We start from the raw sequence: 25,051 nt of genomic DNA on the forward strand, positions 1-25,051 counted from the left end.
GATTGAGGAGCGCAAGGGCCGCCTGGCGGGCGCTGCAGCGGGCGTTGCGCTCACCGTGGCGTTGTTGGCCTCGCTTGGCGCATTCCTGGCGCAGAGCACCGCTTCCATGACCCGGCGTGCGATCGCGGGCGTGCCGGTTGACTGGCAGGTGCAACTGGTCCCCGGGACGACCGTCCAGGAGCTTGCCGCAGCCATCGGCGAGACAACGCCGGTTTCGCTGTTGCAACCGGTCGGCTATGCCGATGTAGACGGCTTCGACGCCCATACCGGCGCTACCGTGCAGACCACCGGCAAGGGCAACGTGCTTGGCCTGCCTGCGGCCTATTTCCGCGATGCGCCGGCGCAGTTCCGCATGCTGCTCGGCAGCCCGGATGGCGTCCTGGTTGCACAGCAAACGGCGGCCAACTTGCATGTGACGGTCGGCGACACGGTGACCATCCATCGGGCCGGCCTGGCGCCGGCCGACATCAGGGTCGCCGGGATTGTCGACCTGCCGCATGCCGATTCGATGTTGCAGCCTGTCGGCGTTCCGGCTGGGGTGGCACCGCAAGCACCGCCGGATAACGTCCTGTTGATGCCCATCAACGAGTGGCACCGCGTCTTTGGCCCGCAGGCGGCGATCAGGCCGGATTCGGTCCGTACTCAATTGCATGTCAGGCTCTTGCATGACCGGCTTCCTGGCGATCCGCAGGCAGCCTTTGCAGCGGTGCACGGCGCGGCACGGAATCTCGAGGCGCGCATCGCGGGCAATGGGATCATGGCCGACAATCTGGCGGCGCGGCTTGACGCGGTCCGCAGTGACGCGCTTTACGCCAGCGTTCTGTTTCTGTTCCTCGGCGCGCCGGGGGCGATCCTGGCGGCCTTTCTGACCGTGGCGGTGGTGGCATCGGGCGCAGGCCGGCGCCGGCGCGATCAGGCGCTGTTGCGGATTCGTGGAGCATCGCGCGCGCAAATCCTCAAGCTGGCGGCAGTCGAAGCGGCGTGCGTCGGCGTTGGCGGCACCACCGCCGGACTGTTCCTTGCCACACTCCTGTCCGAGGCGCAGCTCGATGCCGGGATCTTCGCCACTTCGGCCATCGGCTGGATCGCGGCTGCCGCCGGGGTGGGACTTCTCCTTGCCCCAGCCGCCATGCTCGCGATGGCATGGATCGATGCCAGCCGGATGACCGTCGCGGCCGCGCGCATGGCGATCGGCCTTGAGCGCCGCCGGCTGTGGCAGCGCGGCGGCTTCGATTTCATTCTCCTTGCCCTGTCCGCCATCATCTTCTGGAGCACCTGGCGCACCGGCTATCAAGTTGTGCTGGCGCCCGAGGGCACCCTTTCTCCTCGGTCGATTACACGGCCTTCCTCGCACCGGTTCTGCTGTGGCTGGGCCTTGGACTGCTGACGGTCAGGTTGTGCCTCGCCGGCCTGGATCGGGGCCGTGAACGCCTGGCCAAGTGGCTGGCTCCCCTGGCCGGGTCGCTGGCAGGCATCGTTGCCGCTGCTCTGTGCCGTCAGCGCAGGCGAATGACGCAGGGCATCGCCTTGGTGGCACTGGCTTTCGCTTTCGCGACGTCGACCGCCGTCTTCAACACGACCTACAACGCGCAGGCGCGCATTGACGCAGAACTCACGAACGGTGCCGACGTGACGGTCACCGGTACCTCGCAGACGCCCGCATCAACCAGGCTACAGAAGCTCGCTGCCCTGCCCGGCGTGAGGGCTGCGCAGGCGATGCAGCACCGGTTTGCCTACGTCGGCATGGACCTGCAGGACCTATACGGGATAGACGCCGCGCGCATTGGCGAAGCGACGAGAATGTCCAATGCGTTCTTCGAGGGTGGGAATGCGAAAGGCACGCTCGATCTGCTCGCGCGAACCCCCGACGGTATTCTAGTGTCGGAAGAAACCGTCAAGGATTTCCAGCTGCATCTCGGCGATCAGATCAACTTGCGGATGCAGAGCGCAAAGGATCATCAATATCACGTCGTGCCCTTCCACTTCATCGGCGTCGCCCGGGAATTTCCAACCGCGCCTCGCGATTCCTTCCTGGTGGCCAATGCGCGTTACGTCGCCCAGAAAACCCACACCGATGCGGCCGAGATGGTGTTATTGAAGACGCCCACTCCCGCGCAAGTTGCGATGGCTGCACGGGCCGTCGTCGCCGCGTTACCGGGGGTCAAGGTGACCGACGTTGACCAGGCTCGACGCGTCATCGGATCCAGCCTCACGGCGGTGGACCTCGCCGGGCTGACGCGGCTGGAACTCGGTTTCGCCGTTCTCATGGTGGCCGGCGCAACCGGCCTTGTTCTCGCCCTGGGCCTGGCCGACCGGCGGCGCACCTTCGCGATTCTGTCTGCCCTTGGTGCGACACCTGCGCAGCTTGGCGCATTTCTCTGGAGCGAGGCGCTCCTGCTCTTTGTAGCGGGGACCAGCATCGGAACACTGACCGGCTTTGCGCTTGCCTGGATGCTGGTCAAGCTGTTGACGGGCGTGTTCGATCCCCTCCCGAGTTTCTGAGCGCGCCGTGGCTCTACCTGGGTGCGCTGGTTGCCGTGGCCTTGGCCTCGGTCGTGTTAGCCGTGACGGCCGCGCTCAGGCAGACGCATGTCCCCGCGGTGCAACGGATGCGCGAGCTATGACAAGAAGCGGCCTATCCCGCATTGGCGGAAGCCGGAATCGTCAATGCTCGCATCCCGGTTGCAGAACTTACGGATTGTCACGACTTGAGGGTCAACGGCAGCTCCGAGGATACCGTTCTTGCTCATAAGCGCGGCGTATCGCCGAGCCGTTGATTCATTCTCAAGGAGTTCTAGCCATGAAAAAACTTTTCGCTGCTCTCGCGTCCGCCGCGCTCGTCACCACCGTCTTCGCACAGACTGGTGTTCCTGCTTCCGCGGCCCATCCGCAATCCGAGCCGACCAAGAGCCAGGCAAAGGCCGACAAGGAAAAGAACGTCGCACAGGCAAAGGCCGACAAGAAGAAGGTGGAGGCGCAGAGCGATGCGGCTAAGGCGCAGGCCAGCGCCAACAAGGAGAAGGTGGGAGCCCAGGCCGATGCTAACAAGGCAGCCGCTGAGGCTCAGGTGGACAACGCGAAGGCCGTGTCGACCAAGGGCGCCCCCGACAAGGCGACCAAGGCGCAAATGAAGGCAAGCAAGGACAAGAACGTCGCGCAAGCAAAGGCCCACAAGACGAAGGTCGAGGCAAGCAATGATGCAGACAAGGCGCAGGCCAAGGCAGACAAGGCGAAGGTCGATGCACAAGCCGACGCCGACAAGGCTGCAGCCGGTGCCAAAGTGGATAAGACCAAGAAGCAATAAATAGCTCCTGCCCGATGGACGGGAGGGTACGTTGCCCGGCCGAAAGGCCATGGTGACAACGGCTCGGGTGCGGGAGCTTTGCGAAGAGGCAGGCTAGCCGAAAGGCAAGCTTGGTCTCTTCGTCTTTTTGCAGGGCTGCATTGCTGCCTCGCAAGCCGAACAGCGCAGTAACTTCACTGAGGTCGAAATGGAAAACACGAGCCAACAACCCAATCGCCTGCATCCGCTGATCGCCACCGCAGCGGGCGCCGTCATCGTCGCAAGCCTGATCGGTGTGGCCGCGATGACGGGGCTCCTGCCTACGGTTCACGGCAACGACGCGACGCCTTTGGCACCGCAGGCCCTCCCGGCCGCGATGGCATCCGGCATGGCGCCCGCTTACGGCACGATGCAACCGGCAGCCCCGGCCGTCGCCCGCCCGCGCATCCATACGGTTTCCCATGCTACCCATGCCGAACGTGCCGCCTCGCCCGGCTGGCAACAGCATGTAGCCATCAACAGTAACGTGGGCACGGTCGAATCCATCACGCCCATCACACAGCAGGGCCAGGCCAGCGGGCTGGGCGCGGTGGGTGGCGCGGTGGCTGGCGGCCTGCTCGGGCACCAGATCGGCGGGGGCAACGGCCGAACGGTGGCAACCGTCCTGGGCGCCCTTGGCGGCGGGGTCGCCGGCAATATGGTCGAGCAGCGTGTACGCAGCGACACCGAGTACCAGGTACGCGTGCGCATGGAAGACGGCTCAAGCCGTGTCGTCACCTACCATCAGCAGCCCGATGTGGGGGTGGGCCAGCGGGTGCGCGTTGAAAATGGCGGAATCACCGGTACCGTGTGAGGTTCCGTGTGAGGTCTTGGCCGATGCTCTCTGTCAAGGCGCCATCGGCCGGGCCCTGATCCCCCGTCGCCGAGCGCCTTGTACAGGGCAACCTGGCTGCTCGGGCCTCGCCCGTCACGAGCCGCCTCAGGTTCCTCGCCCACGCCCCGCCGCCCTTAGGCACTCACGATATAACTCAACCGTTTCGCGTCCAAGGTTTGTCAGCGAGAAATTCGCCTTCACCCAGCGACGCCCGCGGCGTCCCATCTGCGCCGCGCCGACCGGGTCCACGGCAAGCCGGGCCATCGCCTCGGCCAAAGCACCGGCATCGCGCGGTGGCACCAGAATGCCGTGTTCACCATCGACAAAGGTCTCCGGGATACCGTCCACGGCTGTGGCAATCACCGGTTTGCCGCAGCTCATTGCCTCGAGGATGACCAGGCCCAGCGCTTCGGTGCCAACGGGCGGATGCACCAGCACATCGATGCCCTGCATCAGCGTCGAGATGTCGTATTCGAACGGGCGGAAGTGCATGCGTCCGGACAGGCCCAAGGCATCTGCCTGCTGGCGCAATTGCGGGATCAGTTCGCCATCGCCGACGCACAAGAAATGGGACTTCGGACATCGCGCAAGAACCTGTGCTGAGGCTTGGATGAAGTAGAACTGTCCTTTGCCGTCAGGTCGTCCTGCGCCTCCGAAGAGTGCGTATATCCATGCATCCTGCGGCAGTCCCAGGGCAACCCGAATCCGATAACGCTGCATGGCAACGGCGCGGAAAGTGCTCGGTGTCGATCCCGCAATAGATACGCCTGAGCTTCAGCGTGCGGTCAGGATCTACAAGCAGCAGGGATGCCCGCACCGCGTCGGATACCGCGATCACGCTGGAGTACGCGGCAAGATATCGACGCGTTCTTTCCTTGATCCGAGTCATCAGATGGCGCGTAACAACGACCACCGCGGTGCGGCCCGATAGCATCCATGCCATGATTGCCACCCAATAATCACGCCCGTGGTGCGCGTGGATGACATGCACCCGCTCTTCCCGGATATATTGCGCCAGGATTGCGGGCCAGAGGATGCGGTTGGCTGCCAGGACCCGGACCTTGATGCCCCGCATTCCTTTGGCCGCGGCCCTCCACCGGGCGGCAGCAGGAATTGCCAGCGTTACCTCGCAACCTTGTAGTTCCAGGGCCTTGCAGAGGGAAAGCGTATGCGAATCTATCCCTCCCCCGTCGAAACGGGAGTTAAGGACAAGCACGCGTAGCCGCGAGCTGGACGAGGCCGCGTAGGGGTCAGCGTGGAGTTCAACGCTTGCTTCAGCATGAATCATGGTCCTTTGACTCCATGCCTCGGCGGTCTTCATAGGCGGTGACAAGTTTCTGCAAGAATTGGCCAGGATGCGTGGAACGCGAGACCGGCACCCTCGGAAGCTCGAACAGGTTACGGCCGGCAACGGCGCGGCCGCGGTTCGTGGTGACAGCGGTGTGGAAACCAGCCTCGCGCACGAGATCCGCAGTGACGTTGTCGAACCGCCCGAAGGGATAGCAGAAGTGTCGAACCTGCACGCCCAGCGCCGCCTCCAGGTCGTGCCTGGAACCTTCGATCTGGTCGCGAGCGACGACGCTGTTCACCGATGTCAGGTCGACGTGGGTACGCGTATGGGCGCCCACCTCCATCCCTGCGCGGCTCCACTCGCGCAGTTCAGCGACCGTCATCAGTGGCTTTTCTGGGACGCCGATCTCGGCGTCCCAGCGGTTGGTGTGTCCGGCCAAGCTGCTGACCGCATAGCAAGTTGCGGTAAAGTTGCAACGCAGCAATACCGGTAGCGCGTGCTGCAGATTGTTGCGATAGCCGTCATCCAGCGTAATGCCAACGACCCTGCCGGCCCGTTCGCCCCGCAGGTAAGGCAACAGATCCCTTAAGGCGAGCCCTTGGAAGCCCAGCAATCTGAGCATTCGCATCTGCCACGCAAAGGCGCGTGGCGCGACAACGAGGCCACGCATTGGTGTGCCTCGCGGCGGCGGCGCCTCGATCTGGTGATACATCAGTATGGGGATATGCGACGTCATGCCTGGTCTCGCTTTTTCCGGCTAGTGACACCGTCAGGCTTGCGTTTGGAGCGTGGAGCCGGGAAGATCCTCAGCACCCGGCCTTTGTTCATCATACTCTGGAGAACTTAGCGCAGCCTTAGATGAGGATGAAAGGCCACAATATCACGGATACAGGCGCTCCGCAGGAGTGGCCCCGCAGTCCCATACGCGGCGTCCGTATGTCGTCCGTATGGAGTTCCTTGCCGGGCGGCGGCATCACGCCTGACGCCGAGTACTAGATCGCCTGCCGTCCCGGCTTCTTCCCGTCTCCATACTTGCATGCTCGCCGCTATAGGTCGTGGCACTCGGACTGAAAAAATAGGGAAACGCCCCATTCAAATTATCTTGCACGGGATGACCGTCTCCTCGTCAACTTCATAGACGGCGCACATACGGTGGTAGCCATCCGCGATCACGACCTTGCCATGCATCTCATCTCTCAGAAGAAGAATCGGGGAGAGGCTTTCACCCTTAGAGATCTTTTTTCTCTCGGCCTTGACCTGTGCATTGCTGGCGCTCTTCAATGGAAGTTCGCAGGCTCTGAAAATGTCCACGGTCTTGAATTTCACGACCGGGGCGGCTCTGAACCTAGCCATCATCTTGCTCACCTTATCCCGGCTGTGGAGGATGGTCAGGTAGGACTCAGCGGCAGGATAGTCCTGCTCCTCCACGTCGGAGAGCCACTTGATATCCGGTAACGCGTCTTTGCTCATCTTGATTGCCCTGGTTGTCGGCTGTCAAAGAAAACTAGTGCACAAATAGCGCGATCAGGATGATGATCGGAATTGGCACCCCAAGAGAAGAAGAAGCGAGCGCATCGTGTACTCCTAAACAGGTCTCTGTCTCGCTCAAACCGGTCCATCGCGCCACCTGCCTGGTCGCGTACGACTTGTCCTCCGGGGTTAGCCCTCCCGATCGAACATCGTGCAGGAAAATGGCAGTCATTTCGGCACGTGGTGCCGCTTCGGCATTGGTTGTTGAGGGCAGGTCGGAGCGCCACAGCATATCCCCGAAGTAAGATGTGATGTCATGGTGGACTCCGGTTCAGGAAACGACGTGGGCAGACACCTAACCCTGCGACTCACTGCCGCACGATTCATGCCAAGCATGATTCTCGTGATTGAACCGGCCGAGAGCAACGTGGCCGAGGTTTCGAAGCACGCTCGCCGCTCCGCGCAGGCGGGTCATTCCTGCAAGTTCGGTAGAAATATCCACATTGCATATCCACATTGCCTATGGTTGACCCTTCCTGAACGACAGCGTGTCGGGCCGCCCGCTTTTCCGGGCGCAGCGAATTACCGTACGGGAGGTGCGCCCAAACTTCATGTGGTGACACGGGAGCCCACGTACTTGCTAAACTTGTCCATGACCTGCCCCCTCAATTGTGGCTCTGGGCCTCTGGTTTAACCCACCTTCTATGAGGGCGAGGGTGTTTCTTTAGGGCGGGGTTTTGATGCTTCTAGCTGCTTGCGCGGCTGGGCGGCTTTGATGGTTGACGGGCTGGACGTGTTTTGGCGCTTCTAGCTGCTGGCGCGGCTGGGCGGCTTTGATGGTTGATGGGCTGGACGTGTTTTTGCGCTTCTAGCTGCTGTCGCGGCTGTACGGTGTTGCCGTTTTAGAACGTGTGAGATGTCACTTTTCTTTACTCGTAAAGAAAAGTAACCAAAAAGCGATCCTTGCAGGAGGCTGGCTTATTGGGGTTACGTAGCCCGGTGGTTTCGTCGTCAGGCCCCGGGTTCTAATGGCCTCATGCCGTTACCGGTTTGAATGGCCACGATACTGCGGATGACGTTGGTTTCGTGGTGAGGCCGCCGGTAGTAGCATCCCTGCCCATTCGCCCATCTGCCGGTACCGGCTCGAAGCATCACGATATATCACACCGCGATGGTTTCGTGGTGGGGCGGGCGCGGTGGTAATCTCCGCGGAATTATTTTTTCGGTGCCACCGCGCCCACGACGGAAACGGGACGCCTGCAACTTCGTGGCCGCCCACGCCGCGAGCGACAGACGGCATGAAACAAGTGGTGGTGGCTACCGGTGGGGGCCACCACGAAACCCTGGGCATTGGCAGCGTCGTGATGATCTAAACTGGTAACGGCACGAGGTCATTAGCACCCGGGGCCGTACGACGAAACCATTGGGGTCCCCAATGACGCCACGCCAGCCTCCTGCAAGGATCGCTTTCTTTGGTTACTTTTCTTTACGAGCGAGTAAAGAAAAGTGACATCTCACACGTTCTAAAACGGCAACACCGCCCAGCCGCGACAGCAGCTAGAAGCATGAAAACCCCGCCCACAAGAGACACCCCCGCGTCAGCGGGCCACAAGCAATACACATCGCACACTTCCCCCAGCCTACAATTCCTGCTCAACAGACTGTGCGAACGAATCAGCAGAACGGGACACTAGGAGGCCGGCGCAGAACTCTGCGAGGGAGCGCTTCCCTCTTCGCGGCTGTGGCGCCACGAAGCGATGAACGTGTTCAATTCGCTGAGATCCGCGGGCTTGACAAGATAGTGGTCGAAACCCGCGTCGCGTGACCGATGCCGGTGCTCCGCCTGCCCATATCCGCTGAGGGCGACCAATAGCACATGCCGGTGTTCCGGCATCGAGCGGATCCGATGCGCAACCTCGTAGCCATCCATACCAGGCAACCCGATATCGAGCAGTACCACGTCGGGCCGAAAACTTCGCACGTAGCTTAGTGCCGTCTCTCCGTCTTCCGCGACTTGTACCTCGTGCCCATAAAGGCTGAGCAGCGCCGCGCTGCTTTGCGCCCCGTCTGCGTTGTCGTCGACCACCAGGATGCGTTGGGATGGCACCTCGACCGTATCGCTTCGATCGCCTTCCGATGGTCGATCTGCCGGCGTTCCCTGGGGCAGCACCGGAAGCCGCACAACGAACTTGCTGCCGCGGCCCCGGCCTTCGCTCGAAGCCCGTACGGAGCCCTGGTGCAACTCGACCAGGCGCTTGACCAGCGCCAGGCCAAGCCCGAGACCAGCGGAGCGCCGGTCAAGCGATGGCTCCGCCTGCACGAAGATCCGGAAGATGTTGGGAATGAACGCGGCCTCCATACCGATGCCGCTATCGATGACGGTCAGCACAGCCTCTTCGCCTTGCCGCTCCAGAACAAGTTGAACCTCGCCCTGCGCAGGTGTGTACTTGATCGCATTGCCCAGCAGGTTATTCACGATCTGCTCAAGCCGCATGACGTCGCCGTTCACGACCAGTGGTTCGTCCGGTATCGAGAGCGTCAGCCGATGCTGGCGCGCCGCGGCATTTGCGCGCAGCGACTCAGCGGCGTGCCGCACGGCGACCCCGAGATCGACACGCCTGGACCTGAGTGAAATGATGCCGCGAGTGATTCGCGAAACATCCAGCAGATCGTCCACGAGCCCGATTTCGTGCTCAAGTTGCCGGTGGACTGCCGCTTGCGCCGATTTGATGGTCGCCTCATCGGCGACGCCGCTTTTCCAGATCTGGAAACCATTGCGAATCGCCGCCAGGGGATTGCGCAGTTCGTGGGCCAGCATGGCGAGAAATTCATCCTTCTGCCGATCGGCATCCTCAAGCCGTGCCATATCGTCGCGCTGTTGCGTGACGTCCTGAATGGTAAGCAGAATGAGCGCCTGCGCCGGCCAGGCAATGCGCAGCGCATTCACGCGCATCGTGCGCACCCCGACGCGCGGAAACAAATGCGTGATCTGATAGTCGCGAACGACGCGCCGCTGCGGAAGAATGTCCTCGAGCAATTCGCGCAAGGCGGGGATATCCCATTGCCCATCGCCAATCGCGTAGAACCGCGTGCCGACCGTCGTCTCGGCCGTGGTTGAAAAGTTCCGGTACAACGCGGAGTTCGCCCGCACGATGCGCAGTTCGGCGTCCAGCACCACAACCGGATCTGCGATGGTCTCGATGATGGCCTCGGCATAGTCCCGCGCCCGGGTCATCTCTTCATGCAGTGCCTTCAGTTCGCGCACGCGGTAGCGCAATTCGTCGTTGGTGGTGGAAAGCTCTTCGTTGATGGACTGGAGCTCCTCCTTCGCAGTCTCCAGCTCTTCGTTCGTGCTGCGAAACTCCTCATTGCTGGATAGCAGCTCCTCCTCGCTCGACTTCAGCTCCTCCCGCGCGCTTTCATGCTCCTCGAGTGTCGCCCGAAGCCGCTCCCGAGTGGCATTGAGCTCTGCGGTGAGCCGCGCGATCTGCCCGTCTTTGTCACCAGGGGAATGCACAGCCTTCTGGCCAATGCCCTTTTGCAAGGCCTCTAGCATCCAGGCCTTGAACGGTCCGGGCGCGGCAGCAGGCATGAGCGCAGATCGCGGCTGCACATCTCCGAAGAAAACCAGAAACCATTTTCCGTCAGTACCGGCGATTTGCACGGGATGCACCTCCAGGCTGGTCTCCGATGCCGCGCCCCCGGCTGCGTCCAAACCCGACTTTCGAACTGCTACGCCTTCCTGAAGGACCTGCTTGACCGCTTCAGTCACCGCCAGGAACACTTCAGGCTTGGCGAGCCGCTGGAGATTGCTGCTCGGCGGCCCGTCGGGATTGACGAGCCACGCGCTCGTGTCCCCGCGATACTCGACGATATTCAGGTCCTCGTCGCACAGGACGGACGGGGGCGCGTAGCGCGCCAGCGCCTTGCGGTCTGCCTCCTGGCGCAGCCGCGCCCCGCTTGTGGGTTCCCGCTTGTCGGCTGTCATCTGCGCCACGCCCTCGGACGACTCCGGCGTGGCGACCCCGCTAGATGCGCCGCTGCGCAGGCGATCCGGGCGCGGCTTCCTGATATACAGCCTGGCGCGCTTGTTCTCCAGGACACCAAAATACTCGGAGAACGCGCCTACCGTCTCCGATGGGCCTAGCATCAGCACGCCTTCGGCGCGCAGCGCATAGTGAAATACCGGAATCACATTGCGCTGCAGGACCGGGTCAAGGTAAATCAGCAGGTTGCGGCAACTCACCAGATCCATGCGGGAGAACGGCGGATCGGCGGCAATGTTATGGCGCGCGAAGGTGCAGAGATCGCGCAGTGACTTGTCGATCCGGTAGTGATCGCCGTCGCGCACAAAGAAGCGCTTCAGGCGCTCGGCGCTGACGTTGCGAGCGATGTTCTCGATATAGCGTCCCGCCCGCGCGGTCTCCAGGGCGTCCAGGCTCACGTCGGTCCCGAAGATCTGAATGGGGGTGCTGGCGACGCGCTCTCCCAGATACTCAACAAGACACATGGCGACGGAATACACCTCCTCGCCGCTTGCGCAGCCCGGGACCCATATCCGTATGGGTACGTTTGCGTTTCGCTCACCCAGGATACGCGGGAAAACGGTCTGGACCAGTGCCTCGAATGCGTCAGGATCGCGGAAGAACTCGGTCACGCGGATCAGCAGATCCCGTCCGAGTGCAAGTGACTCGGCCGGATCGGATTCCAGTGCCTGACTGTAGTCCGCCAGCGAGGAAATCTGCCGCAGCGCCATTCGCCGCGAAAGCCTGCGCTCCACCGTGCCGCGCTTGTAGTGGGTGAAGTCGATGCCGCAAGCGTTGTAAAGCAGCCGGAACACGTGTCGCAACCCACGGCCGGCAGGATGCTCCGGCCGGCTGTCGTCAGGATCGCTCCCCGACGAGACGTGCGGCTGATCCGCGATTCGCTTGATCTCTTCCGCGATCTCCCGTGGGGACATGACGAAATCGACACAACCGGTGCCAATGGCCGCATTCGGCATGCTTGCGAATCTTGCGGATTGCTCATCCTGCGCGAATGTGATGCCGCCTTCGCGCTGGATCGCACGCAGGCCAAGTGCGCCATCCGATCCGCTGCCTGACAGGACTACGCCGATGGCGTGCGCCCCTGGTCTGTGGCCAGCGAATCAAACAAGTCATCTACGGGCATAGGCGGACCCAGCGCGGCTTCTCGCGGCAGGAGGCGAATGCGTCGTTGGTCCACCAGCATGCGGGCGTTCGGCGGAATGACGTACACGTGGCCCGCGTCGATCGACATCCCCTCGCTCCCCTCCAGGACCACCATGTCGGTGTGAGAGGAGAGGATCTCGGGCAAAAGACTATGCCGGGAGGGATCGAGATGCTGCACCACCAGAAACGCCGCGCCGCCCGCAGCGGACATCGCCACGAGGAGTTCGGAAATCGCCTCAAGGCCCCCTGCGGATGCGCCAATGCCAACTATTGGAAAGGAGGGGGATGAGGTGTCCGGATTTGTTAGGGATGTATCACTCACAGAGTGGGTACCGGATAAACAGGCGGGGGTTGTGATTTTCGGTTTAGAACCGGGTGCGTTTGTGCGATCCTTAAGTCATACCACAAAGATCATCTCAATTTCACGAAACGTCAGTCCGGTGCTGGGCCGAATATATCGCTCGACAGATCATGCTCGAACTCCGCGGGCCAAAAATTACCCGCATCCCCCGCGTACCGCATGCTCATCCTCGTGGTTTTCAATTCAACAGTCACTATCCGCGGCGTTCGCTCGGCACCTGCGCCAACGCCTTCGATCGCGCTCACGTCAAAGTCGTCCGCAATAAAGCCGTACCGCCGGCACACGACGCTGAAGACCGTGCGCTCGTGCGAAGGGAATCCGCGATAGAACACTTGGGTCATAGACCTCTCCCGACGCCATTGACCACCTGCGGGGCACGGTGGTAGCGCAGAATCTCCGGTCCCCGGCCAGGCTCCCGCCCCTTTGGTGCCCTGCTCCACAAGGCACGGTGTGTGATGGACTAGACTATTTATGATAGTGCCAAGCGACGTCCGCAGTGTTGGAAAGGGTTGGCCTTGCCTTGACACCAGCGCTGGCACGCACGACTGCACGTTGGTCCTGCCGAGGATCAAGAAGCGCATCTCGAGGTGATACCCGTGGACATCCATAGTGCGAGTCAAGCCCCAGTACCGCTGGAGTCGGTGTTGTGTACCGAGGAGCTAGGGAGGCGGCCGTCGCGGGCGCCCGAATACCAGGCCGAAAACCAGGCGCTCCTCGCCCTGGTGCAGGAGTTGACCCACTCGCCGGGTAGTGTTCTGCAAAGGCTGGTGGATATCGCGCTGGACTTGTGCAGGGCACACTCCGCGGGCATCAGCCTCTTGGAAGAAGCTGGGCCCCCTGGCGGACTGAACCCGAAAGGAAATCATTTCCGCTGGTACGCTGTCGCCGGACAATGGGCGCCGCTCGTCTGGAACACGACCACGCCGCGTGACTTTGGCCCCTGCGGCACTGTGCTCGATCTAGACGCCGCATTGCTATTCGCCCATCCCCATCGCTATTACACCCAGTTCGCAGACGTTCGTCCCTTGCTGGTTGAAGGACTATTGGTTCCCTTTCATGTCGATGGTCAAGCTGTCGGCACTGTCTGGGCTGTCGCGCATGATGAGACGCGCAAGTTCGATCGTGAAGACAAGCGACTGCTCGAGAGCCTGGCAACATTCGCCTCGGCGGCATATCAGGTTCGGCTGGCCAACCAGCGCCTGGAGGCGGAAATTGCCGAGCGCAGGCACGCCGAACAGGCATTGATGGACGCCGACCGCCGCAGGAGCGAGTTTCTGGCGCAACTGGCCCACGAACTACGCAACCCTCTCGCGCCGATCCGTAACGCGGTGGAGATTCTGCGACGAGCAGGGGGCGATGAGCAAAAGGTGAGACCAATCACCGAGATGCTGCAGCGTCAAATCTCGCAGATAGTGCGCCTCGTTGACGACTTGCTGGATGTGAGCCGCATCAGCCGCGGCAAGTTCGAGCTCCGCAGCGAAGCCGTCGAACTGGCATCGGTCGTCAATCATGCGGTGGAGGCCTGCCGCCCCGCCATCGAACATGCGAAGCACAAACTGATCGTCGCGCTGCCGGCGCTGCCCCTGTACCTTGATGCGGATGCCACCAGATTAGTGGAAGTCGTGGCCAATCTTCTAAGCAATGCCTTTCCAACGGCGGCCAGATCTGGCTCACGGTCGAGCAAGATGGCGAGGAGGCCATTGTCCGGGTACGCGACAACGGCATTGGCATCGCCAGCGACACGCTGCCCACCATCTTTGACATGTTCATGCAAGCCGATACGTCACTGGAGCGCCGGCAGAGCGGTCTTGGCCTCGGCCTGACGCTGGTAAAGAGCCTGGTGGAACTGCACGGGGGCACGGTGCAAGCTTGCAGTGGCGGCATTGGGCAAGGCAGCGAGTTCATTGTGCGCCTGCCAATCAGGGTCGCCGCGCCGCCGAAGCAGGCGATGGTACCAGCCATCGGCGAACAGGCAACTACCGTGCCGCGCCGCATCCTGGTTGTCGATGACAACAAGGATTCGGCGGAATCTCTCGCCATATTGCTGAGGCTGACCGGCCACGAGGCGCACACAGCCTTTGATGGCGATGAAGCAGTAGAGAGAGCGGCGGCGCTACGGCCGGACGTGGTGCTGCTCGATATCGGCCTACCGGTCATCAGCGGTTATGACGCGGCTCGCCAGATTCGCGCGCAGCCGTGGGGCAAGCACATGGTGTTGGTAGCCATGACCGGTTGGGGTCATGACGAAGATCGGCAAAAGTCCCGCGAAGCCGGCTTCAACGCGCACCTCGTCAAGCCGGTGGAGCATGCCGTCCTTGCTCAACTATTGGCTGAGTCGCCTGCCGCCTGAGTCACTCGGACGATTTTGGTCAATCGATCCGACAAGCTTGCGCAGTGCGGCATTTCTTACAAGACGATGGCCATCTTGACCGCCCTGCCTTACCAGCGGTTATGCGCCTGCGAATCGTTTACCTGTTGGTGTCGCCGGGCGACCCGATGGAGCCCGCCTGGGAATTGACGGGAGGTATCTTGCTGATGGAAGCGGTGCGAAGTGGCATGGAACGTGCACCTCTTTGCCGGCGCTTACCCGCATCCTGCAGTTCGGCGCTTTCAAGACCGAGGCAACAACATGGACAAGTCGAAGATTCCGGCAGGCCAGCGCCAAGCGCTGGGCGCACTGATGGATGACCACCGCGCCGTCAAGAAGCTCTTCAAGTCGTTTGAGCAGAGCAAATCCAATAAGGAATCGATTGCCGGTGAAACCTGCAATCAGCTCGCAATGCACGCCCGGATCGAGGAGGAGATTTTCTATCCAGCACTCCGGGGCGTTTCCGACGACCTCGATGCCCTCCTCGACGAGGCGAAGGTGGAACATGGCGTAGCCAAGGACCTCATCGCGGCAATAAGAAGAGCCGCAGATAGCGACCGCCTGGAAGCGACTTACAAGGTCCTCACGGAGTACGTGGGACATCATGTAGAGGAGGAAGAGGGGGATATGTTCGAGGCCGTCATCAAGCAAAATGTTGACCTCCGCGAGGTGGCCACGAGAATGGCAACGCTAAAGGAAGAACTCCTGGCGCTTGCAGCGTAATTCCCCGTTTTTTTCGAGGCTCTTTTCCGAGGCTTCAGGGGCCGCAGCTTTCTGGTAGTTGCTGGCTCTTTTTTCTGGCGGGCGAAGCCAGCGCTCATCCTGGCAGGAGACGAAGATGTTGAGTCCTCATGAAATCGCCGCATTGATGCATGTCGATAGCACTCAGGACTGCCTTGAACTGAACCCCACCGACTTAGATGTCTTGGTCAACCGGAAATTCGTCCGGTTGGAGCTGCTATCAGAAGGCCGGGTGCGCCTATCCCTGACCAGCCGCGGCCGCGAAGTTCTCAACGCTATCAGCAAGAGTCGCTGACCAGCGATCTGCTTCGGCTATGTCTTCATCATCTTCCCGTGCCGCGCACTTCGATCGCACAACAGCAACGTTGGAGGGTGCATGCCCTATGTCCGCCTAGAAGACGAAAACACAGATTTCCTGCAAGCATCCGACCACCTTGGCAGGCGCAGTGCGCGGCGAATCGGTATTCTGGTGTTCGATGGGTTCTCGCTGCTCGGCGCAGGACTTGTCGCGGAAATCTTCCATGCTGCCAACAAGATATCCCGATCAGGCCCAGGCGATGATTGCTTCTACGACGTTCGCTTCCTGTCCTCGCACGGCGGCAACATCGCCTGCTCTTCGTCCGTCCTGGTTTGGACCGATGAACTGGAGGCCCGCCACGACATCGGCTTCGATGTCCTCTTCATCGCCGGCGGGGTGAAGGCGCACAACGCCGCTGGCGACGAGCGTCTGCATTGCTGGCTCGGCGCCGTCTACCCCAAGACCGCCGGGCTCATGGAGAGCGCCGACGGCCACGCCTTGCTGGCCGCCGCGGGCATTCTCCAGAATCATGAAGAGCCGCAGCGCGCCCGTGCTCGCGTGATGTCTTCACCCGGCGAGCCCGCTAGCCACGGCAAGTCGTTGAAAAGCGCGCTGGCGATCATCAAGAATGATCTGGGGCATGACGTCGCGCGCGTCGTAGCTGAACGCCTGACTCCGACCTGGAGCGCCGAACTGGTCCCGGGGCGAAACGAGTCCCTCAGCGTAGGCGACAAGATGCGCAAGGCGGCGCGATGGCTGCAGGAGAACTGCGAACGCTCGATCTCTGTTGCCGATGCTGCCCGGATTGCCGCCATGAGCGAGCGCCACTTCCTGCGCTGCTTTAAGCTAGCGATGGGCATTCTCCCCTCCGATTACCTGCTGCGCATAAGGCTCGACATGGCGAGCCGCCTGCTCGCCGAAACCGAATTGCCGGTCGACAAGATCGCGCGCCGCAGTGGCTTGAGCAACGGCGACCGATTGGCCAAGATATTTCGAAAACGGATGTCGATCTCGCCGATCGAGTTCCGACTGCACAGTCGCAGCACACTGTAAGGGCAGTAGTCGCGGGTCGGCCGGCCACGCAGTGCGCATGCGTCGCGCCGTCTCGACCGTGCGGAATTTGCCAACCGGGAAGCCGGTGCCTCAACTGGCCGCCATTGCCTTGCCAGATGTGGCCGCGGTGGACGGTACCAGAAACTGTGCGCAAAGCAGGCTGCCAAGGCCCATCAGCGCGATGACCCATCCCATCGGCCAGGGCGTGCCGTCCGCGAACAGGCCGACCAGCGCCGAGCCCAGGATGCCGGTGCCATACTGGATCGCGCCGATCAGGGCGGACACCGCGCCGGCGCGTTCCGGGAAGCTGCCGAGCGCACCGGCGATCGAATTGGCGACGATGAGCCCGGTCGCCGAGACGAACAGGAAGAGCGGGATCACAAGGCCCATCAGCCCGCCCCACCCCGTCCATGCGTCGACCGCCAGCAGCATGCCCGCGAGCGCCGCTCCGATGGTGCCGGCCCGCATCAGGCGATCGCTGCCGAGCCGGGCAACCAGCCTGGCGTTGACCTGGTTCGTGATCATGATGCCGATGATGCCCGCGCCGAACAGCAGGCCATAGTGTTGCGGCGATACCTGGTGATAGCTGATGTAGGCGAACGGCGTGCCGGCGATATACGCATAAAGGCCGCCGTAGAAGAACCCGCCTGCGCCTGCGTAGCCGAGCACCCGGCGGTGACGCAGCAGTGCGGCGTAGTCGGCCAGCGCGTGCCGCAGGGGTGCGCGATTGCGGCGCGCCGGCGGCAAGGTTTCGGGCAGAGCGCCCAGCACCGCGAGCGTCGCCAGGCCAACGCCCACCAGCGTCCAGAAAATCGCCCGCCACGACGCGACATGCAGGATTTGCCCGCCCACGCTCGGCCCCAGCAGCGGCGCGATGGCCATCACCGTCATCAACGTGGACATCATCTGGGCCGCGCGGTGGCCGGTGTAGAGATCGCGCACCATCGCACGGGCAATCACGACACTGGCGCAGGCACCCACGGCCTGCAGCGCGCGCCAGCCGACCAGCATGCTCGCGTCGGTCGACAGCGCGCAGCCGGCCGAGCCGATGATGAACAGGACCAGCCCGATGGAGATCGGCAAGCGGCGACCGTACCGGTCACCGACAGGCCCCCACAGAAGCTGGCCCAGGCTGAAGCCGACCAGATACCCGGAAATCGTCAGCTCCACAGTACCGGCATCCGCGTGCAGCGCCACGGCCATCGTGGGCAGCGCAGGCAGGTACAGGTCCGTCGAGATCGAGGCAAAGGCCATCAAGGTGCTCAGGATTGCCAGGATCCGCAGGCTGTGCGCGTTCGCGGCCTGCCGTACGGCAGCGCTGGTGCCAGGCGATATCGCGCCTTGGGGCGCATCGCCGAGGCAAGGTTCCCGGCCCGGCAGAGGGTTGATCGTTCATCGAAATGGCTCAAGACGTTTTCCAGGCGAACGGCAACCTGCCGGTGCCCGAGCGTCGGGGACCGGCAGGCTGGTGCCACAGGAAAGCAGGTAGGTTAGCGGTCGACGCGCTGCTGCAGGTGGGCTGGGTAGCGATCGCCCACAACCGTGATCAGCCGAAGCGCGGCTTCGATGGCCAACAGGTCGTCAGCCGACAGGTCGAGCGCGGCCGCGCCGACGTTCTCTTCCAGCCGATGCAGCTTGGTGGTGCCCGGAATCGGCACGATCCACGGCTTCTGCGCAAGCAGCCAGGCGAGCGCAACCTGCGCCCGGGTGGCGCCCTTGCCGTCGGCGATCTTGCCAAGCACCTCGACCAGGGCTGCATTGGCCTTGCGGTTCTCCTCGGAGAAGCGCGGCACGACATTGCGGAAATCGGTCTTGTCGAACGAGGTGTTCGCGTCGATCGCGCCGGTCAGGAACCCCTTGCCCAGCGGACTGAACGGCACAAAGCCGATGCCCAGTTCCTCGAGGGTCGGCAGCACCGTCTCCTCCGGCTCGCGCCACCACAGCGAATACTCGCTCTGCAGCGCTGCCACCGGCTGCACGGCGTGGGCACGGCGGATCGACTGCGCTCCCGCTTCGGACATCCCGAAGTGCTTGACCTTGCCTTCCCGGATCAGATCCTTGACGGTGCCAGCCACGTCCTCTACCGGCACGGCCGGATCGATGCGATGCTGGTAGAACAGGTCGATGCGATCGGTCTTCAGGCGCTTGAGCGAAGCCTCGGCAACCGCGCGGATGCGCTCTGGCCTGCTGTCCAGGCCGTTGGCCGAGTTACCGTCCTTGAAGCCAAACTTGGTAGCGATCACCACCTGGTCGCGAAACGGCGCAAGCGCCTCGCCGAGGAGCGTCTCGTTGACAAACGGGCCATAGGCCTCGGCGCTGTCGAAGAACGTGACGCCTCGCTCGAATGCAGCGCGAATCAGCTTGATGCCTTCGGATGTCTCGGTGGCCGGGCCGTAACCAAAGCTCAAGCCCATGCAGCCCAGGCCGATCGCCGACACTTCGAGGCCACTGTTTCCAAGCTTGCGTTTTTGCATGATCAATCTCCTTAAGCAGCGTCGGCCTCAAACGGCGCGACGACCTTCGATCGGATATCCGGGATCCGTGTAGCCCGGCGATGACGCGTGGCCGGGAGCAACCAGGCTGTCGACGAACTTCTCGTCGTCCGAGCCGAGCTGCAGCTTCAGGGCTTCGACGTAGCTATCCCAATGCGCCTGCGTCCGAGGCCCTGCGATGGTGGCGCTAACGAGCCGGTTCCTGAGCACCCAGGCCAAGGCGAAGGCGATCGAGGTCGTGCCACGCGCGGCGGCGTGGGCAGCGAGCTTTTGCGCGATCGCCAGGGACTCCGGCCGCCATTCCGTTTGCTGGATGCGCTTGTCGCCGCGGCCTGCGCGCGAGTCGGCCGGCGGCGCGGCATCCGCGGCATATTTCCCGGTCAGCACGCCCCGGGCCAGCGGGCTATACGAAACGACGCCGACACCGTAGTGTGCGGCCGCGGGCAATTGCTCGACCTCCGCGGTGCGGTCGACCAGGTTATAGAGCGGCTCACTGGCGACCGGCCGGTCGATGCCCAGTTGATCAGCGAGACGCACGATCTCGGCGATGCGCCACCCGCGGAAGTTCGATATGCCGAAGTATCGGATCTTGCCCTGGCGGATCAGATCGCCAATGGCACGCACGCCTTCTTCCAGCGGCGCATCGACCAAGGCGCGGTGGAAGTACAGGATGTCGATATAGTCGGTGCCAAGACGCTTGAGACTGGCTTCCACCGACTGGACAATCCACTTGCGCGATTGCCCCTGCTCGTTCGGCCCCTGCGACGTCGGATACCCGAACTTGGTCGCCACCACCCAGTTGTCGCGGCGCTCGGCGATGGCGCGCCCGACGATCTCTTCCGAACGGCCGCCGTGGTAGACGTCGGCGGTATCGATGAAATTGATGCCCTGGTCGAACGCCTTGTCGATGATGCGCTTCGAGGTGACCTCATCGGTCTCCCCGCCGAACATCATTGCGCCCAGGCACAAGGGCGAAACCTTCAGGGCGCTGCGCCCCAGATATCGGTAATCCATCCTACCTCTCCGCGCAGGCAGTGCCTGCGGTTTATCAGGCTACAAACTCTTATCGCACCGTGTAGCCGCCGTCGACCGCGAGCGCGTGTCCGATGACGAAACTGGCGCCGGGGCTGCAAAGCCAGAGCACCGCGCAGGCGATCTCCTCCGGCCGGCCCAGCCGCCCGATCGGCTGCTCCTTCATCAGTTCCTTCATGGCTTCGGGTTCGCTGGCCAGCATGTCCGCGACCATCGGCGTGTCGATGATCCCCGGGCACACCGCGTTGATGCGGATACCCCTGGCGGCATACTCGAGCGCCGCGCTCTTGGTCATTCCAAGCACGCCATGCTTGGATGCGTGATAGACGGCGCGGCCGGCAATGCCCACCAGCCCGCCGAGCGACGAGCAGTTGACGATCGCACCGCTTGCCTGCTCCCGCATGTGGCGCAACTCGTACTTCATGCAGTTCCAGACGCCGCGCAGATTGATCGCGTTCACGCGATCGAATTCTTCGCCGCTTGCATCGGCGGTTTCCGCGACAGGGCTATTTACGCCCGCGTTGTTGAATGCCGCATCCAGGCGGCCGAAGGTAGACACGGTCAGATCGACCATTGCCTTGACTTGCGCCTCATCGGCCACGTCGCATTGCACGGCAATGGCTTCGTGGCCTGCTGCGACGAGTTGTGCGGCAGCCAGCCGGGCCGACGCTTCGTTCACATCGGCCAGGACGACAGCCGCGCCAGCTTGCGCGAATGCCTGCGCGGTGGCCCGGCCCATGCCAGAGCCGGCGCCGGTGACAAGCGCGACCTTGCCTTCGAAAGAGTGGTCCATCCCTGCCTCGCCTTGAGCGTTTAGTCAGGTGAGATGATAGGGACGTACCGTCTATCGAAAAAGCCCGGAAAGCCGCAAGCCTTTATGAAGTGGACTCATGAATGCCGGCGCCGCCTACGTACGGTCGCGAAGCGCATCGATGACGAGTGCCATCGCTCGCGAGGATTGCCGCCGGCTGGCGTAGTAAGCGTGCAGGCCCGGAAACGTGGGACACCAGTCTTCAAGTATCCAGACGAGACGGCCTGCCGCGACGTGTGCCTGCGCCAGATCCGCGGGGACATACGCAAGACCATATCCGGATAACGCGGCATCCAGCATCTGATACGTACCGTTGAAGGCAAGCTGGCCCTCTACCCGCACCTGCACTTCACGCTTGCCTTTCTTCAGCTCCCATGCGTAGAACCCACCAAGCGTCGGCAGACGCAGGTTAATGCAGTTGTGCGTGGTCAGGTCCTGTGGCGTCTTTGGCGGCGGCCGCTCTTCCAGATAGGCAGGCGAGCCAACGATGGCCATGCGCATATCGGGCGCGATGCGCACCGCGATCATGTCCTTTGCCACCTGATCGCCGTTGCGCACACCGATGTCATAGCGATCCGCAACGATATCGGAGAGCCCGTAATCCGTGATGATTTCCACCTTGATCTCAGGATACTTCCGAAGCACCTTGGACAGCCTGGGCCACAGGATGGTCTTGGTGGCGTAGTCGGTGGCTGTGATGCGAATGGTGCCCGTGGGTTTATCCCCAAGCTCGGTCACCGCTGTCAGCTCGGCTTCGATCTCCTCGAAGCGGGGGGCCACCGTCTGCAGAAGGCGCTCCCCGGCCTCGGTCGGGGAAACGCTGCGCGTGGTGCGGGTCAGGAGCCGCAGGCCAAGCCTGGTCTCGAGCGCGCGGACCGTGTGGCTCAACGCGGATTGCGACACCCCCAGTTGCGCAGCCGCGCGGGTGAAGCTGCGCTCGCGCGCGACGGCAATGAAGGCAAGCAGGTCGTTAAAGTTTTCGCGCGGCATTGATGAACCCATCTCATAGGTGTTTGCGGATTCTAGCGTCTAGTCACACGCCAGCGCGATGGTTAGATTTGCAGGGTGCACGTTGGCTTACGTGACAAGCATCGAAGCCCCGCACTGCGGCAGCAGGCTTCGGTAACGGGCTTCTTCCCCCAATGCCACATCCACGCGGAGAGACTCGGATGATGCGGCTCCTCACCCTGGCAGCTTCGCTTGCCATGCTGGCCTCGGCTTGCGCCTGTGCAGCGCCCCGGATAGGGGGCACCTCGCATTCAGTCTGGCTCCAGGCCCTTTGCCTTCAACATCGCCCTCGCCGCGTCGGATCCGGGCAGTGAACGTGCGTGCAAAGCACAGCTACGCCGCACCGATTACCCTCCCTCGCCAGCGCATTGATGTCGGCGACTTCCAGCACCGGCTGCGGCGCACCCCGCCGTGCGGCATTCAGCATGGCCAGCCCGATGATTTCGGTGGTCAGCACGCTGCGCGGGAACAGCGCCCGCAACAGCGGCAGCAGCGGCGCGGCCACGGTATAGAAAACGCGATAGGCAGCCGTCTTCGAGCGCACACCATGCAACGGCTGGATGATGCCGGGCCGGAACAGGTAGACCGCCTTGAAGGGCAGCCGCAGCAGCGCATTCTCGGTGCGGCCCTTGACCCGCGCCCACATGCTGCGCCCGCCCTCGGTGCTGTCCGTGCTGGCGCCCGAGACGTAGATGAAGGTCATGCCGGGCTGCAGGCGGACAAGCGTTTCGGCAGCGGCCAGCGTGAAGCCGTAGGTGATGTGGGTGTAGTCCGCCTCGTTCATGCCGGCGGACGACACGCCGAGGCAAAAGAAGCACGCGTCAAAGCCGCGCAAGCGGGATTCGACCGCGCTGAAGTTCGTCATGTCCGTGTGGACCAGATCAAGGAGCTTTGGATGGTACTGCTCCAGAGCGCTGCGCCCCACGGTCTGCACCAGTTTCACGTCGTCGGCGCGCAGGCACTCGCGCAGCACGCCCTGGCCAACCATGCCGGTGGCGCCAAACAGAAGGACTTTCATGCGATGGTGCCCTCCTTGGGCAGGGAGTCACGCGTTGCCTCCGGCGCGACCTGAGCGGGGCCGCGCGCGCCTGGCGCCGGCCCAGCCAGCATAGCGCACGGCGCCGCTGCCCGGCCGACAGTGAGCGGGCGGCGCGCGCAGTGAGACGAATATAATATCCGGCTCCTCCCTTGCTCCGCATCCGCCCCATGAAAAAAGCCGCTTTGTTCACCGTGGCGCTGGCCTTGCACGCGGCCGCTCAGGCTGCTGGCGACGCGCAGGCCGGCAAGGGTGTGTTCGCCTCGAAGTGTGCCTCGTGCCATAGCGTGGGGCCCTCGGCACGCGCCGCGTTTGGCCCGCAGCTCAATGGGATCTTCGGCAGGGTCGCCGGCGGCACGACCGACTACAAGTACTCCCCTGAGATGAAGAGATCGGGCGTCGTGTGGTCCGAGACAACGTTGAGCGCGTTTATCCGGTCACCCAGCAAGGTGGTGCCCGGCACCAGGATGCGCTTCTGGGGGATCAGCAACGAGCGGCAGATCGCGGACCTGCTGGCCTACCTGCATGCGCACCAGTAGCTTTGGCGACAGAAAGATTCAAACGCTCCTTAACCGATAGAATAGGTGCCAGCGCCACATGGCGTCCCCACAGATCTGATCCGGAGTTGGCATGGAACCCCTCTCATTCGAGTTTGTTACCGTCGAGGAAGCGAGGCTGATCCTGGATGGCGCCGTGCCCACGGAGGGCGAGCCCGACTGGACTGGCATGCGGCTACCGGAATCCGCGGAAGCGAAAACCCTCTCGCCCACCGCGCTCAAATGGCTGGCTGTGCTGCCGCCAGAGGCACGCCCGCTGGAGCTGTGCCGCACCTATCCGCGCATCGGCAACCAGCTGGCAGCGCTCTGCGCTAACCCAGCCGCGCTTTCGGACTTCCTGGCCGACCTGCTGATCGACAAGCGCGGCGGGCGCCAGGGGTTTCCCGACGGCATCGCGCTTGAACTATCGAAACTGCAGGAACACCTTCTGCGCACGATGGAGCCGTAACGGGGTAACGGCAGGGATTCAGCTTCCGGCTTAGCGGGCCTTTCCCGGCGTGCAGTCTTCCACCATGCCGGAGATGCGGCTGGCGCTCATCACGGGGTGCCATTCCCCGGAGCTGCGGATCTCGACATCGGTGCCTTCGGCAGCGCGGCGCAAGCTGATCAGGTGGAAGAACCTGTATTCATCCGCGTCAGCACGCCCGACCCGGATATCGACCTTGCCGGGTTCCGGATACGCGGTCACGGTGGCATCGTCGCCCAGCCGCTGCTTCAGGCACAGCACCAGGTCGCCTGTGCTGGCCTTGGAGTGCACGCGCTTCGGATCCATCGCCTGAATGGCATTCGCGGTAACGCCGCCCGAACACGCCGACAGCCATTGCGCAGCCATCGCGACAACCAGCAATACCCGTACCCGACCTTTTGACATTCCCGTTCCTTGGCTAGATGAGTCGGGTGATGTTACATCAAGTGAATTCGGATGCTGTTGCTCGCGCCGGGTCGAAACACCGGGTCGAAGCGCCGGGTCGAAACCCAAAAGCAAAAGGCCTGCACGGATGCAGGCCTTTTGCGTTCAATCTTGGTGCCCAGGAGAGGACTCGAACCTCCACAGTGTTGCCACCGCTAGGACCTGAACCTAGTGCGTCTACCAATTTCGCCACCTGGGCTAGGTGAGGCTGCGAATTCTACCCAACGTAACGAAATTTGCAAGTGCTGGCCGCACTGAATCAGAAGAAAAGCACAAT

The 25,051-nt window shown here is 62.8% G+C and carries 24 protein-coding genes, 1 tRNA gene and 2 pseudogenes; 11 read left to right on the forward strand and 16 right to left on the reverse strand.

What is annotated here, in order from left to right:
- Positions 1 to 22 precede the first annotated feature (22 nt).
- From OMK73_RS23825 to OMK73_RS23840, 4 genes are all read left to right on the forward strand, one after another.
- Positions 23 to 1,387, forward strand: a complete 1,365-nt coding sequence (locus tag OMK73_RS23825) for an FtsX-like permease family protein (protein WP_324291820.1) — start codon at positions 23 to 25, stop codon at positions 1,385 to 1,387.
- Positions 1,388 to 1,395: 8 nt separating this feature from the next.
- A complete protein-coding gene (locus OMK73_RS23830) occupies positions 1,396 to 2,502 on the forward strand; it encodes an ABC transporter permease (protein ID WP_267604196.1) in 1,107 nt (368 codons plus the stop codon).
- A 298-nt stretch (positions 2,503 to 2,800) separates the two neighbouring features.
- Entirely contained in the window at positions 2,801 to 3,304 is a 504-nt protein-coding gene (locus OMK73_RS23835; RefSeq protein WP_267604197.1) for a hypothetical protein, read from the forward strand.
- Between the two features lie 187 nt (positions 3,305 to 3,491).
- Positions 3,492 to 4,136, forward strand: a complete 645-nt coding sequence (locus tag OMK73_RS23840) for a glycine zipper 2TM domain-containing protein (protein WP_267604198.1) — start codon at positions 3,492 to 3,494, stop codon at positions 4,134 to 4,136.
- A 126-nt stretch (positions 4,137 to 4,262) separates the two neighbouring features.
- Here the strand turns inward: OMK73_RS23840 and OMK73_RS23845 are convergent, their stop codons facing one another.
- The 8 genes and pseudogenes from OMK73_RS23845 to OMK73_RS23880 all read right to left on the reverse strand — a co-directional run bounded on the left by OMK73_RS23845 (position 4,263) and on the right by OMK73_RS23880 (position 12,809).
- A complete protein-coding gene (locus OMK73_RS23845) occupies positions 4,263 to 4,877 on the reverse strand; it encodes a glycosyltransferase family 4 protein (protein ID WP_267604199.1) in 615 nt (204 codons plus the stop codon).
- On the reverse strand, positions 4,792 to 5,478 hold the full coding sequence (locus OMK73_RS23850; protein ID WP_324291762.1) for a glycosyltransferase family 4 protein: 687 nt from the start codon (positions 5,476 to 5,478) through the stop codon (positions 4,792 to 4,794). Before OMK73_RS23850 ends, OMK73_RS23845 begins: the two co-directional genes overlap by 86 nt.
- On the reverse strand, positions 5,432 to 6,184 hold the full coding sequence (locus OMK73_RS23855; protein WP_267604201.1) for a polysaccharide deacetylase family protein: 753 nt from the start codon (positions 6,182 to 6,184) through the stop codon (positions 5,432 to 5,434). Before OMK73_RS23855 ends, OMK73_RS23850 begins: the two co-directional genes overlap by 47 nt.
- 356 nt (positions 6,185 to 6,540) lie before the next feature.
- Positions 6,541 to 6,918 (reverse strand): hypothetical protein, encoded by a 378-nt coding sequence (locus OMK73_RS23860; protein ID WP_267604202.1) that lies wholly within the window; start codon positions 6,916 to 6,918, stop codon positions 6,541 to 6,543.
- A gap of 34 nt (positions 6,919 to 6,952) precedes the next feature.
- Positions 6,953 to 7,210: a hypothetical protein gene (locus OMK73_RS23865; RefSeq protein WP_267604203.1), complete on the reverse strand. Its 258-nt coding sequence runs from the start codon at positions 7,208 to 7,210 to the stop codon at positions 6,953 to 6,955.
- A gap of 1,398 nt (positions 7,211 to 8,608) precedes the next feature.
- A complete protein-coding gene (locus OMK73_RS23870; protein ID WP_324291821.1) occupies positions 8,609 to 11,920 on the reverse strand; it encodes a CheR family methyltransferase in 3,312 nt (1,103 codons plus the stop codon).
- A pseudogene (locus OMK73_RS23875) lies at positions 11,909 to 12,318 on the reverse strand (chemotaxis protein CheB); the annotation flags it as partial. The pseudogene OMK73_RS23875 and the gene OMK73_RS23870, both read right to left, overlap by 12 nt.
- A 221-nt stretch (positions 12,319 to 12,539) precedes the next feature.
- Positions 12,540 to 12,809, reverse strand: a complete 270-nt coding sequence (locus OMK73_RS23880; protein WP_267604205.1) for a hypothetical protein — start codon at positions 12,807 to 12,809, stop codon at positions 12,540 to 12,542.
- A gap of 381 nt (positions 12,810 to 13,190) precedes the next feature.
- Between OMK73_RS23880 and OMK73_RS23885 the strand changes: the two are divergent.
- From OMK73_RS23885 to OMK73_RS23905, 5 genes and pseudogenes are all read left to right on the forward strand, one after another.
- Positions 13,191 to 13,913: pseudogene (locus tag OMK73_RS23885) on the forward strand (GAF domain-containing sensor histidine kinase); the annotation flags it as partial.
- Between the two features lie 254 nt (positions 13,914 to 14,167).
- On the forward strand, positions 14,168 to 14,818 hold the full coding sequence (locus OMK73_RS23890; RefSeq protein ID WP_267606493.1) for a response regulator: 651 nt from the start codon (positions 14,168 to 14,170) through the stop codon (positions 14,816 to 14,818).
- Between the two features lie 279 nt (positions 14,819 to 15,097).
- Complete coding sequence (locus OMK73_RS23895) at positions 15,098 to 15,559, forward strand: hemerythrin domain-containing protein (protein WP_267604206.1); 462 nt, start codon at positions 15,098 to 15,100, stop codon at positions 15,557 to 15,559.
- Between the two features lie 115 nt (positions 15,560 to 15,674).
- Positions 15,675 to 15,872, forward strand: coding sequence for a hypothetical protein (locus OMK73_RS23900; RefSeq protein WP_267604207.1), 198 nt, complete (start codon positions 15,675 to 15,677; stop codon positions 15,870 to 15,872).
- Between the two features lie 81 nt (positions 15,873 to 15,953).
- Entirely contained in the window at positions 15,954 to 16,928 is a 975-nt protein-coding gene (locus OMK73_RS23905) for a GlxA family transcriptional regulator (protein ID WP_267604208.1), read from the forward strand.
- A 90-nt stretch (positions 16,929 to 17,018) separates the two neighbouring features.
- Here OMK73_RS23905 and OMK73_RS23910 read toward each other — a convergent pair whose 3' ends face one another.
- The 6 genes from OMK73_RS23910 to OMK73_RS23935 all read right to left on the reverse strand — a co-directional run bounded on the left by OMK73_RS23910 (position 17,019) and on the right by OMK73_RS23935 (position 23,289).
- Entirely contained in the window at positions 17,019 to 18,263 is a 1,245-nt protein-coding gene (locus OMK73_RS23910; protein WP_267606494.1) for a Bcr/CflA family multidrug efflux MFS transporter, read from the reverse strand.
- Between the two features lie 155 nt (positions 18,264 to 18,418).
- On the reverse strand, positions 18,419 to 19,402 hold the full coding sequence (locus OMK73_RS23915) for an aldo/keto reductase (RefSeq protein ID WP_267604209.1): 984 nt from the start codon (positions 19,400 to 19,402) through the stop codon (positions 18,419 to 18,421).
- Positions 19,403 to 19,429: 27 nt separating this feature from the next.
- The gene (locus tag OMK73_RS23920; RefSeq protein ID WP_267604210.1) at positions 19,430 to 20,434 is read right to left on the reverse strand and encodes an aldo/keto reductase; all 1,005 of its coding nucleotides are present in this window, start codon (positions 20,432 to 20,434) and stop codon (positions 19,430 to 19,432) included.
- Between the two features lie 49 nt (positions 20,435 to 20,483).
- Positions 20,484 to 21,245: a glucose 1-dehydrogenase gene (locus OMK73_RS23925; RefSeq protein ID WP_267604211.1), complete on the reverse strand. Its 762-nt coding sequence runs from the start codon at positions 21,243 to 21,245 to the stop codon at positions 20,484 to 20,486.
- A 114-nt stretch (positions 21,246 to 21,359) separates the two neighbouring features.
- Positions 21,360 to 22,253: a LysR family transcriptional regulator gene (locus OMK73_RS23930; protein ID WP_267604212.1), complete on the reverse strand. Its 894-nt coding sequence runs from the start codon at positions 22,251 to 22,253 to the stop codon at positions 21,360 to 21,362.
- 295 nt (positions 22,254 to 22,548) lie between these two features.
- The gene (locus tag OMK73_RS23935) at positions 22,549 to 23,289 is read right to left on the reverse strand and encodes an NAD-dependent epimerase/dehydratase family protein (protein ID WP_267604213.1); all 741 of its coding nucleotides are present in this window, start codon (positions 23,287 to 23,289) and stop codon (positions 22,549 to 22,551) included.
- Positions 23,290 to 23,477: 188 nt separating this feature from the next.
- Between OMK73_RS23935 and OMK73_RS23940 the strand changes: the two genes are divergently transcribed.
- Positions 23,478 to 23,846: a c-type cytochrome gene (locus OMK73_RS23940; protein ID WP_267604214.1), complete on the forward strand. Its 369-nt coding sequence runs from the start codon at positions 23,478 to 23,480 to the stop codon at positions 23,844 to 23,846.
- A gap of 91 nt (positions 23,847 to 23,937) precedes the next feature.
- Positions 23,938 to 24,312, forward strand: a complete 375-nt coding sequence (locus tag OMK73_RS23945) for a hypothetical protein (RefSeq protein WP_267604215.1) — start codon at positions 23,938 to 23,940, stop codon at positions 24,310 to 24,312.
- A 30-nt stretch (positions 24,313 to 24,342) separates the two neighbouring features.
- Here the strand turns inward: OMK73_RS23945 and OMK73_RS23950 are convergent, their stop codons facing one another.
- A complete protein-coding gene (locus tag OMK73_RS23950) occupies positions 24,343 to 24,735 on the reverse strand; it encodes a hypothetical protein (protein WP_267604216.1) in 393 nt (130 codons plus the stop codon).
- A gap of 151 nt (positions 24,736 to 24,886) precedes the next feature.
- Positions 24,887 to 24,973, reverse strand: a tRNA-Leu gene (locus OMK73_RS23955).
- Positions 24,974 to 25,051 lie beyond the last annotated feature (78 nt).

The sequence above is a fragment of the Cupriavidus sp. D39 genome, assembly GCF_026627925.1.
GTDB lineage: Bacteria > Pseudomonadota > Gammaproteobacteria > Burkholderiales > Burkholderiaceae > Cupriavidus > Cupriavidus ulmosensis.